This is a genomic window from Candidatus Syntrophosphaera sp., from assembly GCA_019429425.1.
Taxonomy (GTDB): domain Bacteria; phylum Cloacimonadota; class Cloacimonadia; order Cloacimonadales; family Cloacimonadaceae; genus Syntrophosphaera.
Genome location: JAHYIU010000057.1, coordinates 1 through 15,818 on the forward strand (window position 1 = coordinate 1; position 15,818 = coordinate 15,818).

The 15,818-nt window shown below is 55.6% G+C and carries 13 protein-coding genes; all 13 read right to left on the reverse strand.

Features of this window, described 5'->3' with window-relative positions; genetic code table 11:
* Positions 1-175: 175 nt before the first annotated feature.
* The gene (locus K0B87_06895; protein ID MBW6514464.1) at positions 176-928 is read right to left on the reverse strand and encodes a histidinol-phosphatase HisJ family protein; all 753 of its coding nucleotides are present in this window, start codon (positions 926-928) and stop codon (positions 176-178) included.
* Positions 925-1,689, reverse strand: a complete 765-nt coding sequence (locus K0B87_06900; protein MBW6514465.1) for a 2-hydroxyglutaryl-CoA dehydratase — start codon at positions 1,687-1,689, stop codon at positions 925-927. The genes K0B87_06895 and K0B87_06900 overlap by 4 nt, the downstream gene beginning before the upstream one ends.
* Complete coding sequence (locus tag K0B87_06905) at positions 1,686-4,301, reverse strand: insulinase family protein (protein ID MBW6514466.1); 2,616 nt, start codon at positions 4,299-4,301, stop codon at positions 1,686-1,688. The genes K0B87_06900 and K0B87_06905 overlap by 4 nt, the downstream gene beginning before the upstream one ends.
* A gap of 18 nt (positions 4,302-4,319) precedes the next feature.
* Positions 4,320-5,099, reverse strand: coding sequence for a GTP cyclohydrolase FolE2 (gene folE2, locus K0B87_06910; protein ID MBW6514467.1), 780 nt, complete (start codon positions 5,097-5,099; stop codon positions 4,320-4,322).
* Entirely contained in the window at positions 5,096-6,130 is a 1,035-nt protein-coding gene (locus tag K0B87_06915) for an FAD:protein FMN transferase (GenBank protein ID MBW6514468.1), read from the reverse strand. The genes folE2 and K0B87_06915 overlap by 4 nt, the downstream gene beginning before the upstream one ends.
* A gap of 11 nt (positions 6,131-6,141) precedes the next feature.
* Positions 6,142-6,939, reverse strand: coding sequence for a hypothetical protein (locus K0B87_06920; protein MBW6514469.1), 798 nt, complete (start codon positions 6,937-6,939; stop codon positions 6,142-6,144).
* A gap of 33 nt (positions 6,940-6,972) precedes the next feature.
* Positions 6,973-9,219, reverse strand: a complete 2,247-nt coding sequence (locus K0B87_06925) for a vitamin B12-dependent ribonucleotide reductase (protein MBW6514470.1) — start codon at positions 9,217-9,219, stop codon at positions 6,973-6,975.
* Between the two features lie 9 nt (positions 9,220-9,228).
* Positions 9,229-10,053: a 3-keto-5-aminohexanoate cleavage protein gene (locus K0B87_06930; protein MBW6514471.1), complete on the reverse strand. Its 825-nt coding sequence runs from the start codon at positions 10,051-10,053 to the stop codon at positions 9,229-9,231.
* 27 nt (positions 10,054-10,080) lie between these two features.
* The gene (gene murI / locus K0B87_06935) at positions 10,081-10,881 is read right to left on the reverse strand and encodes a glutamate racemase (protein MBW6514472.1); all 801 of its coding nucleotides are present in this window, start codon (positions 10,879-10,881) and stop codon (positions 10,081-10,083) included.
* Entirely contained in the window at positions 10,878-13,178 is a 2,301-nt protein-coding gene (locus tag K0B87_06940; protein ID MBW6514473.1) for a VacB/RNase II family 3'-5' exoribonuclease, read from the reverse strand. The genes murI and K0B87_06940 overlap by 4 nt, the downstream gene beginning before the upstream one ends.
* A gap of 8 nt (positions 13,179-13,186) precedes the next feature.
* Positions 13,187-13,624 carry a hypothetical protein gene (locus tag K0B87_06945; GenBank protein ID MBW6514474.1) on the reverse strand — a complete coding sequence of 146 codons (438 nt, stop codon included), beginning with the start codon at positions 13,622-13,624 and terminating at the stop codon, positions 13,187-13,189.
* A complete protein-coding gene (locus K0B87_06950) occupies positions 13,614-14,489 on the reverse strand; it encodes a DUF1732 domain-containing protein (GenBank protein MBW6514475.1) in 876 nt (291 codons plus the stop codon). The genes K0B87_06945 and K0B87_06950 overlap by 11 nt, the downstream gene beginning before the upstream one ends.
* Positions 14,490-14,606: 117 nt before the next feature.
* Positions 14,607-15,818, reverse strand: a 1,212-nt coding sequence (gene miaB / locus K0B87_06955; GenBank protein MBW6514476.1) for a tRNA (N6-isopentenyl adenosine(37)-C2)-methylthiotransferase MiaB, incomplete at its 5' end; no start/stop codon positions are given.

Below are 15,818 nucleotides of genomic sequence, written 5' to 3' on the forward strand. Positions count from 1 at the left end.
CCCCTTGCGTAATTGAGCGTAATTGAGCGTAATTGCCCCCTCTTCCCCACCTCACCCGCCACTCACTTACCACTCACTGACCACCCGCCCAGCCGGCGGGTACTCGGCGGGAGGCGGGCAAGAGGCGGGTGAATCGGGAAAAAGGGGGAAGATGTTCAGATTGGAGAAGAGCTGTTCAGAGGGGGAAGCGGACCTCGCCGGAGAAAAGCCAGGCGGGGAGTTGGCCGTAACCCAGGTCGAAATGTTCCAGCAGGTGGGTGTCGCTTCCGATGGTGAAGAGATCGCCTCCCAGGCTTCGATAGAGCTCGATCTGGGGGCTTTCAGGCAAAAGGTGGAGGTAGGGCTTGCGCAGGGCGGAAAAGTTGATCTCGAGGGCGATTTGGCGCTCTATCATGGCCTGGAAGATCTCTTTCAGGAGGCCTTCGCAATGGCTCTCATCGGGCACTTGGGTGTAATAGCGCTTGTAGACGCCCAGATGCGCCAGGGCGTGGATATCGCAGGTTTTGACCAGTTCGAGGTTCTGGGTGTAATAATCCGTGATCTGGGCTGGCGTAAGGGGCTTTTTGAGGGGCACGGCCACGTTGCTGTGGTCGCTCAGGAAATGGACCGCTCCGAGCACCAATTCCGGTTTGATCTGTTCCAACAGCGTGTCGGCCTGGGGCTTGACCCGCTGGAAATCGCCGACCTCCACCCCCATCACGATCCGGAGTGGGGAAGAGGCATGGCTGGCCCGCAGGGCATCGATATGGCGGGAGTATTGGGCGAAAGAGGGCAGGCCGAACCGGGCGAGTTCCTGAGGCAAGAGGTCGAGGTGTTCCGTAATGGCTATCAGATCATAGTTGAGTGAGATAGCCTTATCGACCAGAGACTCTGCTTTAAGATTGCTATCGCAACTATATTGTGTATGAATGTGATAGTCTGCTTTCATCTGGCTACCATGAGCGCCGCGCCCAGGGCTCCGGTGATCTCCGGATCAGGCGGAACGGCAATTTCCATGCCCAGGCGTTGGGCCAGGCAGTTGGCGAGGTCGGAATTTTGGGCAACTCCGCCGGTGAAGACCACGGGGGGGTGGAATTCCAGGGAACTGAGCTGGATCAGCACGCGGCCGGCGATGGATTCATGGACGGCGCGGGCGATGTTTGCCGCGCTTTCGTTCTGGGCGATGAGGCCGATGATCTCGGTTTCGGCAAAGACCACGCAGGTTGAGGAGATCCGCGGCTCTTGGGTGGCCTGTTCTGCGAGGCGGGAAAGCTCTTCCAGAGGGCATTCCAGGCGCAGGGCGGTCATTTCCAGGAAGCGCCCCGTTCCCGCGGCGCATTTGTCGTTCATCACGAAATCCCTCACTCTGCCGTCCTCTCCGAGGGTGATGATCTTGGAATCCTGGCCGCCAATGTCGATGATGGTTTTGGCCTCGGGATGGGAAAAAAGCACCCCGGCGGCATGGCAGGAAATTTCAGAGACGATCCGCGCAGGCTGCTGGTAGAGTTTGCGCCCATAGCCGGTGCAGCCGGTGGCGGCGAAGCTGGAGCTCCCGGTTTGGCGCAAAGCCTCGTCCAGCAAGCGTTGCAGCGAGACCAGGGGATTGACGTCGGTTCCGCTCCAGCCGGAGAAAAGGATCTTTTGCTGCCCGGGATCGAAGATAACGATCTTGGTGTTGCGGGAGCCGATATCGATGCCGAGGGTGGTCATAGCAGGATATTCGCCCATTGGTTGGAGCTTTGGAGCCAGGCGGAGGCTGTGGCGCTGATGTCTGCCAAAGTTACGGCGCGGATGCGTTCCTCGCGCCTCAAGTAATACTCCGGCTCGTAGCCGAGGGCGCTCAGGGTTGAGATGAGCACGGCCTGCAGTGAAGCGCTTTCCAGCTCGAAGCGGCTCATTCCGCAAAGGTAGTTCTGGGCGTGGAGCAATTCTTCGGCCGTGACCCCGTTTTGCCAGACATCGGCCAGGATCTCGCGCATCAGTTTGAGGCAGGGTTTGTGGTCGTCCGGATCGCAATAGGAATAGGCGAACCAGTAGCCAAGGCCGCTCACGCAGCTGTAGTCGAAGCCGGTCTGATAGGCATAGCCGTATTTTTCCCGGATGAGGTTGAAGAGGCGGGAATCCATGTCCCCGCCAAGGATCTGGGCCAGGATGTGGAAGGCGGTGGTTTGCTTTCTGTCGCTGGCTGGCGGGGCAAATCCGCCCAGATGGATGATGGCCTGGCCGGAAGACCTGTTCACCCTGATCTGCCTGGTTTTGAGGGGAAGAGGGGAGAAGGGGGGATCATCCGGCCGGGGCAGGTTCTTCACCTTTTGCCGGAATAGCCCGGAAACAAGCCCCAGCACTTCTTCCGGAGCGTTGGACCCCACCACGGCCAGGCTGTAGCGTTCGGGGGTGTATCGGGATTCAAACCAGCCTCGCACGTCATTCCGGCCATGCCGGAGCAGGTCGCTGATGTTTCCGGAATAGCGGCCCAGCGGGCTGTTGGGGCCAACCAGCATGTTGAACCAGCGGAAAAAGGCGTGGCTGGCGGGGTTTTGCCTGTCGCGGCGGAGCATGTCGATCGTTGCGCCCTTGACCAGCCTGAGATAGCCGGGCTCGAAGGCGGGGCGGGAAACGATCTCGGACAGCAGGGAAAGGGCGACGGGCAGCTCGGCGTGGAAGCATTTGCCCCGGAAGATCGTGGCGTCCGTTTGCTGCTCCACGTTGATGCTTAGCCCGTGTTCGCGGGAAAGGCGGAGCAGCTCGGAAAAATCATGGAGTTCGGTTGAATGGAGCATGGCCATTGAACAGAGATAGTTCAAGCCCCGCTGGGCAAGGTTTTCGGAAAGCTGGCAGACGTCCGTGGCGAGGGCAAATCCGCTGATGGGGCGCCGGGGGAGATGGCGATAGAGGAATTTCATCCCGTTGGGCAGAACGGCTGTGTAATGATTCGGGGCCACCTGTTTGAGCTTCGCGGCGGAGGGCAGATCAAGGCCCTGGTCCAGGGAAGCGTCTTCCAAACTGGCTTTGGGCAGGGGTTTGATCTTGCGCCTGGCGCGGGGGGCGATTATCTCCAGAGCGGCCGGGCGGGGGGATTGGTGGATCAGGGCCAGTTGCTGGGGCTGCCAGTATTTCCGCATGCTTTGGAGCACTTCCGCCGGGCTGATGGGGAGGACCTTTTGGTCATAAGTGTAAAGCTTTTCATAGCCCGCGATGAATTCCTCGGCACCGATCATGTTGGCCAGGTTTTCCATGCCCTCAAAGCCGTAGCGCCAGGTGTTGATGATGTCTTTCTTGACCAGCTCCAATTCCAGGGGATCGATCTTTCCGGCCAGCAGGGACTGGTATTCCTCCAAAAAGATGGCGTGGATGCGGGTGACGAAATCCCGGCGCAGAGGATTGATCGCGATGGCCGAAACGCCGCTGAGGACGCCGCAAAAGGAAGAGACCTTGACCTCGGAGGCGAGCTTTTCCTCCTCCACCAGGCGTTTGAACAGGCGCGAACTTCGGCCGATCGCCAGATAGCGGATGGCGATGAGCAGCGGATCGCTGTCCGGATGGGTGTCGCAGAGCTCAGGAAGCACGTAGGCGAGGAATTCCGTGGCATTTTTCCGCCAGGCGCGGGGAGCGGGGGGCAGCTCCGGTTCCAACCAGCGGGAGTGATCCACAGGGCTGGGTTCCGAGCTGTTTTCCCAGGCTCCGAACAAGTATCCGACCTGCTGCGCTACTTCAGCGAAACCGGCATCCCCGGCGATGACCAGAAAGGAGTTGCGCGGCTGGTAGTGGGCGCGGTGGAATTTTTTCAGTTTGGCCAGGCTGGCGGAGCGGATCGAGGCCAGATTTCCCAAGACAGGCTGGCTGAGCGGATTTTCCCGGAAGGCGGAAAGCTGGACGAAATCCAGAAAATCGGTCTCCGGATCGTTCTCCGACTGCTTGAGCTCCTCGATGATGATATCCTTTTCCAGAGCTACATCCTCGCCGTCGAAAGAGGCGTGGATGGCCAGCTCGGCCAATACTTTCAGGCCTTCCGCGAGAAATTCGGAAGGGAGGAGCAGGTAGTAGCAGGTGCAGTCAAAATCCGTGTAGGCGTTGATCGAGCCGCCGAGGGAGTTCACGTGGCGCATGATCTGGTTGTAGCCGAACAGATGGGTTTCCTTGAAGGCCAGGTGTTCCAAAAAATGGGAGTAGCCGGCTTCAGCAGCGCTTTCCCAGGCACTGCCGACCTTGACGTAGAGCTGCAGGCAGAGCAAGGGATTGGCGGGATCGGCCTGCACGATGTATTTGAGGCCGTTGGGCAGAATCGCGGAACTGGCGGGGCTGATCAGTTGAGTGTGGGGCAAGGCGGAATTCCGGCCGGTTCAGCTTTTGGGGCTGCGATACACCATGGCGTAGGCGTTGTGGTTGTGGATGGATTCAAAGTTGTCCGATTCGATGTAGAATTCCAGGATGCGGGGATCGGCCTCCAGCTTCTGGGTGATCTCGCGCACGATGTCCTCCACAAACTTGGGATTGGCATAGGCTTTTTCGGTCACGAACTTCTCGTCACGGCGCTTCAAAAGCGGATAAATCGGGCAACTCGCGGCCTCTTCGGCGATGGCGATCAGCTCCTCCAGCCAGACGAAATCCTGATAACGCGCCTTGATCGTGACAAGCGAACGCTGGTTGTGGGCGCCGCCATCCGAGATCTCTTTGGAGCAGGGGCAAAGCGTGGTGACGGGTACCTCGGCCCCGATCCAGAGCTCGTAATCATCCTTGAACGAGGCGTTGAAAAAGCATTGGTAATCCATCAGCGATTCGCTTTTCGAGACGGGGGCCTGCTTCGCCATGAAATAGGGGAAGCTGATGTCGATGTAGGCCGCGTCGGCTTTCAGCAGGGATTTCAGTTCCAGCAACAGCTTGTCAAGCTGGCCGATGATGCTGTCCTGATGATAGCGGTTCAGAACCTCCAGGAAGCGGGACATATGGGTGCCACGCTTGCTGTGGTGGAGCTCCACATAGATGTTCAGGTCGCCGATGGTTTTCTGGAGCTGGTTTTCGCGGTCCTCCACCACGATCGGATAGCGGATGCCCTTGACCCCGACCTTGTCGATGCTGATGCTGCGGAGATCGCTCTGGGACTGGAGATCGGGGATGTTCACGGCTGTTCCCGCCAGTGCAATTCTTTCATGCCCAGGCTTTTCAGGGCCACGATGTCGCCATTTTCCTGGTAGAATATGACGGCATTGCTGTCCGGATATCGCTTCAGTGCTTCGATCGCCGCTTCGGGCTCCAGAAGAAACAGAGCGGTGGAAAGGCCGTCCGCCCAGGCCGCGGAAGGGTTGATGACCGTCACGGAATAGATGTTCTGAACCGGATAACCGGTTTTGGGATCGATGATGTGGTGGTAGCGTCGTCCTTCGTGCTCGAAATAAAGCTGGTAGTCGCCGGAAGTGCTGAGCGAGCCGTTCTTGATCCGGAAGCTGCCGATCGTTTCCCTCTGGGGTTCGGGGCGCGGATGCTGGATGCTTACCACCTGGGCAAGCTTCTGGCCAAAGAAAGTCATGCTGCTGACGCAGTCGATCTGGCCGCTGATGAATTTATGTTCCCGCATCAGCTCGCGGGCCTTATCCAAAGCGTAACCTTTGGCCAGGGCCCCAAAGCTGATCTCCATTCCGGGAGGCAGGGTGATGGAGTCTGCGTCATATCTGATCCGCGCAAAACCAATTCTGCCGAGGGTTTCCAGGATGGCCAGAGAATCAGGCGGGACGAGCTGCAAAGTGTCTGAGGGCGAGGCATTGAGCTGGCTGAAGCCCCAAAGCTCATAGAGCGGCCGCACGCTGATATCAAAGGCGCCGTCTGTCGTTTGGTGGAGGCTGTCCGCCAGGCAGAGCAGTTCATAGGCGTCTGGGTCCATGGGGAAGCTCCGGCCGGAACTGGCATTGAGGCGGGATACCCAGCTCTGGGGATCGTAATCGTCGAATTTGTCCTCGAAAGTGCGAATATAGGAAAATACGGAATCGATCTGGGCACCGACATTCTTGCTCTTGGACTTGGCCGAGATCACCACCACCGTGTCCAGCAGATCCTGGTCCATCCTGGTGTCCGAATAGGATCGGTTGAACCAGTTCCAGGCGCCGTAGGAGATAACCAGCGCCAGAATGACCAGGGAGACGATTTCTTTTTTAGTCATCGGCCAAGCCTCTATTTAGGCTCCCGGATTATCTCGTATTCCAGAACCAGATCTGTGTAATCCCGGATCGCGAACCAAGACAGGGGAAGCGTTATCAGTATTGGTACAATGAACAAGGCGAAGGCGATGGTATTCATCACAGCCAGGATCAGGGCGAGCAAATACATTTGCCAGCGGACAACATGGAAATAATTGTAAGAAATGCGGAACGCTTTCCAGGGATTGACCTGTTTGCGTTCCATCAAAATCGGGACTGGCAGGAATACGGCGAAGAAATAATTGACCAGAACCAGCCAGACCAGTCGGAGGATGGGATCGCCCCCGAAATTGGGCAAGCCAAAGCAGATCAGGTATATAACCACGAAATACAGGACACTGATCACAGCGAGCAAGCCATATTGTGGGCTATGATTGAATTCGCCAAAAATATCCCTGATCTTAACCAGATGCCCTTTTACTTTGGATACGGCTTTGAATGGAAGTAAAAACATTCCCACAAAAGGAGTTACGATTACATATATAATAAGAAGGTTTAACAATAATGTGCCAGTTTCATTAACTTCATTGAGATCCAATATTCCGAATCCTTTCAATACATATAACAGGACAAGCAGAGGGATGACGCTTGTCAGTATCGTAAAAGCTGACGCGGGAACATTTTGACCTTTTAACTCCTTGAACTTTTGCCAGGTTCTGTTGAAGCTTGCCCAGGAAGACAGGTCTTTGTTCACCACCTGGGTCTGGTGTGCGCAGTTTGAACACCAGAGATCATGTTTGGCCAGCCGGGCATCGCAGTATTTACAGTGCATATTCGCTCCTAATAAAGTGGTTTGTATAATCTATTAGCATTTGGACCATCCGCAGCCCGGGCAGATCAGACAGCCTTCCACGTGCTCGATCGAGGATCCGCAATCCGGGCAGAGGGCAACCGAGGTTTGGGCCCCGGGGACAATTGGCGCCGGACCATCTTCCAAGCTGAGCTGGACGGCTTGCAGGTCTCCCAGGGAGTAGGCTTTGAGGAAGGTTTCCAGAGCCTGGCCGATGGCGTCGCCGCAGGAAGTGATCATCTTGCCTTTGTGCCACATCGGTGATTGGCAGCGGATCCCTTTAAGCTGGCGGATGATGGATTCCAGCTTGACGCCGGAACGCAGGGCCAATGAGGCCAGCCGGGCTATGGCTTCCAATTGGGCGGAAGCGCAACCGCCGACCTTGCCCATCTGCACGAAAACCTCGCAGGGGCCTTTATCATCGGTGTTGATGGTCACATACATGTGGCCGCAGCCGGTTTCCAGACGCTGGGTGACGCCATGGGTCACCTCCGGCCTGCTGCGCGGCGCGACTTTCTTTTCGCCGTCCGGGCTGGAAGTTCCCGTGCTCAAAACTTGGTTTTCCCGGCTGCCGTCGCGGTAGACCGTGATCCCCTTGCAACCAAGCTGGTAGGCCATCTCATAGGCGATCTGGATATCCTCGAGCGTGGCGTCGTGAGGGAAATTGATGGTCTTGCTGACGGCATTGTCGGTGTATTTCTGGAAGGCGGACTGCATGCGGATATGCCATTCCGGGCTGATGTCATGGGCGGTCTGGAACACCTGTTTGATGTGCTCCGGGACTTCCTCCAGATCTGCCACCGTTCCGCTCTGCGAAACCTTTTCCAGGAGTTCCTGGCTGAGCAGGCCCTCCCTTTCCAAGGCCTTTTGGAACCAATGGTTAACGTAGAGCAGCTTTTCGCCGTCCATGACGTTTTTGATGTAGACGAGGGAAAATTGCGGTTCTATCCCACCCGAAGTATCCAGGATCATGCTTATCGTTCCGGTCGGGGCGATGGTCGTGAGGGTGGAGTTGCGGATGCCGGAATTCTTGATGTCTTTGATCAGTTTCTGCCAATCCTGCTTCAGGGGCTGGCGTTCCAGGGACATCGTGGCGTAGATGCTGCCTGGAAAATTGGGGAAGCTGCCTTTGTCAGCGGCCAGTTCCAGCGAGCGTTGCTTGGCCTCGAAATCGATGAATTCCATCAGTTCCCCAGCCAGGGCCACGGCCTCGTCGCTGGTGTAGGGAAGCTCAAGCTGGTAAAGCAGATCGGCCCAGCCCATCACACCCAACCCGATCTTGCGGTTGGCCTTCACCATCTCGTCGATCTGGGGCAGGGGGAATTTGGAGCAATCGATGACGTCGTCCAGGAAATCCACGCTCAGGCGCACGATCTCGCGCAGTTTCTCCCAATCGACGTCGCCGTCTTTGATCAGCAGGGCAAGGTTGATCGAACCCAGATTGCAGGCCTCATTGGGCAGCAAGGGCTGTTCGCCGCAGGGATTGGTGGATTCGATCCGGCCGATGTGGGGAGTGGGGTTGGCGGCATTGATCTTGTCCAGGAAGACGATTCCCGGTTCGCCGTTCTTGTGGGACATCTCCACGATCATGTTGAACACGTTGCGGGCGTTCATCTTGCCTTTGGATTCGCCCGTTTTCGGGGAGATGAGGTCGTAATCCTCATCCTGATTCACAGCCTGCATGAAGGCTTCGGTGATGCCCACGCTGAGGTTGAAATTGGTGAGTTCGGTGGTCTTTTCCTTGCAGGTGATGAAATCCATGATCTGGGGATGGTCCACGTTGAGAATGGCCATGTTCGCTCCGCGCCTGGTTCCGCCTTGCTTTACGGCGTCCGTGGCTGCGTTGAAGACCTTCATGAAGGAGAGCGGGCCGCTGGAAACCCCGTTGGTGGAGCGCACCCGGGCATTGGCTTCGCGCAGGCGGCTGAAGGAAAATCCTGTGCCTCCGCCGCTTTTATGGATCAGGGCGGCGTTCTTGACCGTCTCAAAGATGCTGTCCATGCTGTCCTCGATGGGTAGCACGAAACAGGCGGAAAGCTGTTGCAGGTCGTTGCCGGCGTTCATCAGGGTGGGGGAGTTGGGCAAAAAGTATCCGGAATCCAGCAGGGCGAAATACCGGCGTTCCTTGTCTTCGTCGCCCTGGGCGATGTTGGCTGCCACGCGGCCGATCATGGCGTTCCAGTCCTCGACCGTCTCGCCGGCGTCATTTTTCCTGAAGTATCGCCGCTCCAAAACTTTCAATGCGTTATCGCTTAAAACCATTGATGCATCCTATAAACCGAGAATTTCACGGGCCTGGGCCGGAGTGGCCAGCGGACGGCCGATCTCTTCGGCGATCCGGGCCATGCGAGCCACCAACTGGGCGTTGGAATCAGCGACCACGCCTTTGTGATAGTAGATATTGTCTTCGAAGCCGACCCTGATGTGCCCGCCGTTGACCATGGCTGTCAGAGACGCGGGAATGTGCCATCTGCCGATCCCGGCCACGGCCCAGGTTGCTCCAGGGATTTCCTCTTTGAGGTGATCCGCCATGTAGAGCACGTTTTTGGGGGTTCCGCTCATCCCGCCGGGGACGCCCAGAACGAATTGTACGTGCAGCGGTGTGTGGCTGATGATGCCTTTCTTGACCAGCTTGGCAACGTAATCGACCATGCCGGATTCGTAGACCTCCACCTCCGGCACCACCTGATACTCTCTGAAAGCCTCTGCCAGCCTGACTATATCCCGGGGATGGTTGATGAAAACATCGTCGCCGAAATTGAGAGTTCCCGCGTTCAGGGTTCCCATGTCCGGCTTGAGGCTGAGCGGGGCCAGTCTTTTGTCGAAAGCTTCGCCCACAGCGCCTCCGGTGCTGATCTGGATGATGACCTCGGGCACAGCAGCCCTGATTGCCTTTATGGCCGCGGCAAACCGCTCCATGCTCTGGGTGGGGTTGCCGGCGTCGTCCCGGACATGCAAATGGATCACCCTCGACCCGGCCGCAAAGCAGGCATTCGCGTCCTGGGCTTGTTCCTCAGGCGTGATGGGCAGATTGGGTTGGTCCTCGCGGGTGGTTTCCGCCCCGGTGATGGCGGCAGTCAGGATCAATGGCGTCATTTATACTCTCCTATGATGGTAATTGTTTTATTCAAACCAGCTTTCAAACAGACGAACCCGGCGCAATTGCTCAGGTTGCCAGCCCAGGATGCGGGCCGCTATCTGGGCGAACTTGGCTTCGTTATCGCTCACGTAAAACTCATCCCTGCCGGATGTTCCGTCATATTCATGAGGCAAAAGCTGGGTGAGGTAGTGGCTGATTGCGTCCGCGCTGTCCACCAGCGCAACTTGTTCCCCCACAACGGTCTGGATAAGTTCCTTGAGCAGGGGATAGTGGGTGCAGCCCAGGACAAGGGTGTCGATCCGCTCTCCGCGGTAAAAATCAAGATACTCGCGCACAATGTCCCGGGAACTGGGATGGGTAAGCCAGCCTTCCTCGACCAAGGGCACGAACAGGGGACAGGCTTTGGAGATGACTTGGGCTTCAGGCAGGATCTGGGTGATTGCCCGGGTATAGGCTTCCGATCGTACGGTGCCTTCGGTACCGATCACGCCGATGCGCTGGTTGCGGGTCTTTTGGGAGGCCATTTCAGCCCCGGGGTTGATTACTCCGATCACCGGGATACCGGTCAGGTCCTTCAAATGCTCCAAAGCCACGGCGGAGGAAGTGTTGCAGGCCACGATCAGGATCTTGACGCCTTTCTGCAAAAGGAAGCGGGAATTCTGCACCGAATACTCGATCACCGTGTTGGGGGATTTGGGACCGTAGGGCACCCGGGCCGTGTCCCCAAAATAGATGAGGTCTTCTTCCGGAAAGGCTGACCGGATGGCTTTGTAAACTGTCAGGCCACCCACCCCGGAGTCGAATATCCCGATCGGCTTCTTCATCTTTTTCCTCTGCGTCGATTTCTGTTAGAGCCACTTTTTTTGCGGGGCTGCTTAACGTCAACAGCATTTCTCTGCCTGCCACCCTTGGAACTTCGTAATCTATTATCCGGTTTGGGTTTGTCATTTTGATATGAAATTTGCGCCAGATGCTGGTGCGCGTCTGGAACCTGCTGAAGTTCCAAATATATGTCATCACTAACGTCCATTATCTCAACCAATACTTTATCCATTAGCTGGAAATAATTATTATTGGAAGCACTTACAAATCTCATTTCCCTGTCTTTGTAATTCCATTTTCCCGGGGGTAGCTGGTCCACTTTGAGGATGGCGTTGATGGGAATCTCATTCAGCCGCACGATCAAACCGCTCGATTTGGCGGAGATGACCAGTCCGCTGAATTTTCCCTCCACCTGTTTTTTCATGTAGGCCATGCTGTAGTTGCGCTCAATATCCCGTTCCGCTTGGTCCGCCTGTAATTCCTGCTCGGAAGCGGCAACGGCGTGGCGGTGGATCTGCTGAGCGCTGAATTTCTCCTTGCTGCTGCGCAGGACATGGACCTTGCAGAGGTGATGGATGATGAGGTCGCAAAGCCTGCGGATCGGGCTGGTGAAGTGGGTGTAGGTTTCCATGCCCAGGCCGAAATGGCGGATATGCTCTGTGGAATACTTGGCCTTTTTCATGCTGCGCAGGATGATCCGGTCAAACACCTTGTGATATTCAGCACCGGGCAGGGAAAGCAGCAGATATTGCAGCGAGGCGTTGGGGTTTTCCCGTTCGTAGTAGCTTATTCCATAATGAGATAGCAAATCAACCAGCTTTTCGATCTTGTCCTGATCTGGATCCTCGTGGATGCGGTAGATCGTGGTGGGGGAGACCTGGGTCAATTTCTTGGCCACAAATTCATTGGCCACCAGCATGAAGTTTTCGATCAGTTTATGGGATTCGGTTTCCTCGGCCAAATTGAATTTATGGATCAGGCCTTCGTCGTCGTATTCATACTCCAATTCGGGCAGGTCGAAATGGATGTATCCCTCTGCCAGCCTTTTTTTGGAAAGCAGGGCGGAAAGCATGCGGGATTCGTTCAGGGCGTCTTTCAGTTCTACCGATAGATCGCTGGGCTGGCCGGCAAAGAGAGTGTCGACCTCCTCGTAACTGAGGCGAAAATCGCTGCGGATGACGCTTTCCACCAATTTCTGCTGCAGGGTCCTGCCTTGAGCGTCAATTTCGGTGATAACCGTTAGAGTAAGCTTGTCTTCGTCGGGACGAAGGCTGCAAACTTTGTTGGAAAGGATCTCCGGAAGCATGGGGATCACTTTCTTGGGGAAATAGAAGCTGTTGCCGCGTTTGGCAGCCTCGGCAAAGATCGCTCCACCTGGGTTCACGTAATGGGCCACATCCGCTATATGCACGTGGAGGCGCCAGCCTTTGGAAGTTGTTTCCAGCGAGATCGCGTCGTCAAAGTCCTTGGCCGATGCGGGATCTATGGTGAAAGTGAACAGCTCGCGCAGGTCAGTGCGGCGCGCGATCTCGTCCGCGGAAATTACTTCTGACACGCCCTGGGCTTCGGCCTGTACGTCCTCCGGAAATTCCAGAGGCAGATGGTATTGCCTGATCACGGCCATGAGTTCGACCTGCGGATCACCGGAAGTGCCCAATACCTCAACCACCTTGCCCACCGGCATTTTCCCCAGCACGGGATTGCCCCAGTTGCTAACCTCCAGAACGACCTTCTGGCCGTCCTGCGCTCCGCCCAGTTCGCTGATTTCAAACCAGTTGTGGATCTTCAGGTTGCTGCTGATGAAATAGGAGCGGTTGCCGCTGGCCCGGATGTCGCCAGCCAGCGTTTCGTTGGCCCGGCGCACGATCCTGCGCACGTAGGCATAATCCGATTTTCCCTTGCGGTAATGCGGCTCGATCAGGATTACATCACCGTGATAGGCGTTGAGGGTATCCTCAGCGCTGATGAAAAAGTCGCCCTTTTCGGTCCGCACGAAGGCGTAGGATTGGTTTTTGGCCAGAGGCGTGGCATCAAATATGCCTTCGATCAGGCGCGGGCTGGTGGCGGCTTCAGCCTTTCCCTGCTTCGGCTGTTCCTGCTTCTTCTGTTTCAGTCTGAACTTCCTGCTTTGCTTGAACAGTACTTCTTCGGACAACATGGCTTGCAGGGTTTCCGAGAGCAGCGATTTTTCTTTCTTGGTAAGTTTCAGTTGATAGACGAGTTCGTTATAGGATAGGGGAGAGTTGTTGTTCTGGTCGAAATGGGCCAAAACGCGTTCGCTGATGTTTGAATTCTTCAAATTTAACCTCAATATTGCTTGCCCACTTTCCGGGTCAGGATCTCGATCAGTTGCTCCTTCTCGGCCTGATTTTTCGAAAAGCGTAAAGATTGGCCCCGAAAGGCGTCCAGTCTTCTGGGCAGTTTGAATGTGCTGAGCATGATACCCCGTTTGTCGCTGTAGAAGCAGCCAAAATCGGTATACCTGCGCGTTATCTTGACCACCAGATAGTGGATGACGATCTCATACTCGTAGAGTTCATAGGTGGCCGGGATGAAATAGGGGAGAAGGTTGCCCAAAACCAACAGCATGCCCAGAAAATAGAACCAGGGTTGCTGCCACTGTACCACAGCGATCTGCCAGAGAAAATAGGCCAGGAAGAGCAGGAAAGCTGCCAACAGAATGGATTCTTTGGGCCTTTCGACAAAGGGCCAGGAACGCCAGGACAGGAGTGGCTCAGGCGACATTCTGCACTATCTCCCGGCATTTTTCAACCTCTTCCTTGAGCACCAGGATGTGGGGAAAGGTACGGCTGGTGGAAAACTTGGAGCCCAGGGTATTGGCTTCGCGCTGCATTTCCTGCAGGATGAAATTGAGGCTCTTTCCCGTATCCCCCTCTTTAGCCATGGTGCTGTTCAGCGTGTCAATATGGCTGCGCAGGCGTGAAAGTTCTTCATGGATGTCATACCTGTCGATGTAGAGCGCCAATTCCTGAAACAGCCTTTGCTCCAGGTTTTCGCTGTTGTTGGATTTTAGTAGTTCGGCAGTGCGGCTCTTCATGCCCTCAAACAGCTCTTTTTTGTAGGGCTTGAGCTCAGCTTCGATCTCAACGAGGGCTGTCATCATCTTGAGAGTAGATTCCCTCAGTGTATTGCGGATATTGTCCGCCTCTGCCGAAAGGGACTTGTCCAGCTCCAGCAGAGCTTGCTCCAGGGTTGCGTTTAGCAGTCGATTCAGGTCCGGGTCCTCATCAAGGTTGTTGGCCGATTCGATGATCCCAGGCTCATTGAGCAGGAATTCCAGAGTTATGTCATCAGCAAGATCGGTTATCTCGCGAGCTTTCTGGACAATCTCATAGTATTTGAGCAGCTTGGTCTTGTTCAGTTGTATCTTGGGCTCGCGATGGTCCGTGTAGGAGGCCCTGGCTTCGATTGTTCCGCGGCAGAGGGCAGAGGAGAGGCGCTTGCGTATGGTGAATTCGAAAAAGCTGATCTCCCTCGGCAGATAGAGGCGCAGATCAAGATATCTTCCATTGATCGACTTGATCTCGATCTCCAGGTCTATGTCGTTTTGCTGCAGTTTTGCTTTCCCGTATCCGGTCATGCTTTTCATAAAGGCTCCTTAAAGAAACTCGACAGCGGCAGGGGAGAGTGGCTTGCCTGCCAATGTCTTGGGTTTCGTGTATGCAAGTTTACATAACATGTCTTATCTACAGTTTTGTACGCCTGATCAATCACAGATCAGGGTCCCGGCTGTCGCTTTGATTACGCGCGACGATTTGAGCGTGCCTATGTCATTTCTGGTTCCGCTGAGAACCGCGATTTTAAAATCCCGGGTCTTCCCGGAAACCATTTCAGCGGATTTCTTACTGATGTCTTCCACATACACTTCAACGACCGAGCCGATTTTCGCGGAAAACTTACTTTTAGTGATCTCCCTCTGCAATTCGATCATTTTTTGCAGGCGAGCCAGTCTTTCCGCCTCAGGTACCTGATTTGGAAGAGTAGCTGCGTCAGTTCCTTCGCGCCCGCTGTATTTGAAACAGAACGCGTAATCAAAACCGACAGTTCGCATGGCCAGGAGTGTGTTTTCAAACATGGCCTCCGTTTCGCCCGGGAAACCGGCGATTATATCTGTGGTTAAAGCTATGTCCGGCATAGCCTTACGAAGCTTGTTCACCAACCCCAGATAGTGTTCGATGCTGTATTTTCGCCGCATCAGGCCAAGGATCGTATCATCGCCGCTCTGCATGGGCAGGTGGATATGATGGCAGATTCTATTACCTGTGGCCATGACTTCAATGAGTTGTTCCGAAAGGTCCTTGGGATGGGAGGTTATAAAGCGCAGGCGGTATATGGAGTCGATTAAGTTCAATTCCTTTAGCAGCCTGGGGAAATCATACTCTTCATGCTGATAGGAATTGACGTTTTGACCCAGCAAGGTGACATCCTTCATCCCAAGATCACCGCAGCGCCTCACCTCAGCCTCGATCTGCTTGAAAGGAAGGCTGCGTTCCCGGCCCCGCACATGCGGCACGATGCAATATGAGCAGAAGTTGTCGCAGCCCCGCATGATGGTCACGAAGGCGCAGGTTTTGCTTTGATGCAAGGGATCGAGCTGGTCATAGATCTGTGCTGGATCGAGCTCGATCTCCATCTGGCCAGAATTTTCAAGCAATTCGGGCAGCAAGCGATATTGATCGACCCCCACCACGAGGTCCACCCCGCTCCCTTTTTCCAGTAGCCTCTGCCCCATTCTCTGCGCCATGCATCCCAACACGGCGATCTTCAGTTGCGGTTTGGCTTGCTTGCGGTGCATTTCGTTGGAGATCCTGCCCAAAACCCTGTCCTCGGCATGCTGCCGCACCGAACAGGTATTGAAGAGGATCAGGTCCGCGTCATCGATCGATACTGCTGCTTCCCAGCATGCATTGATGAGGAT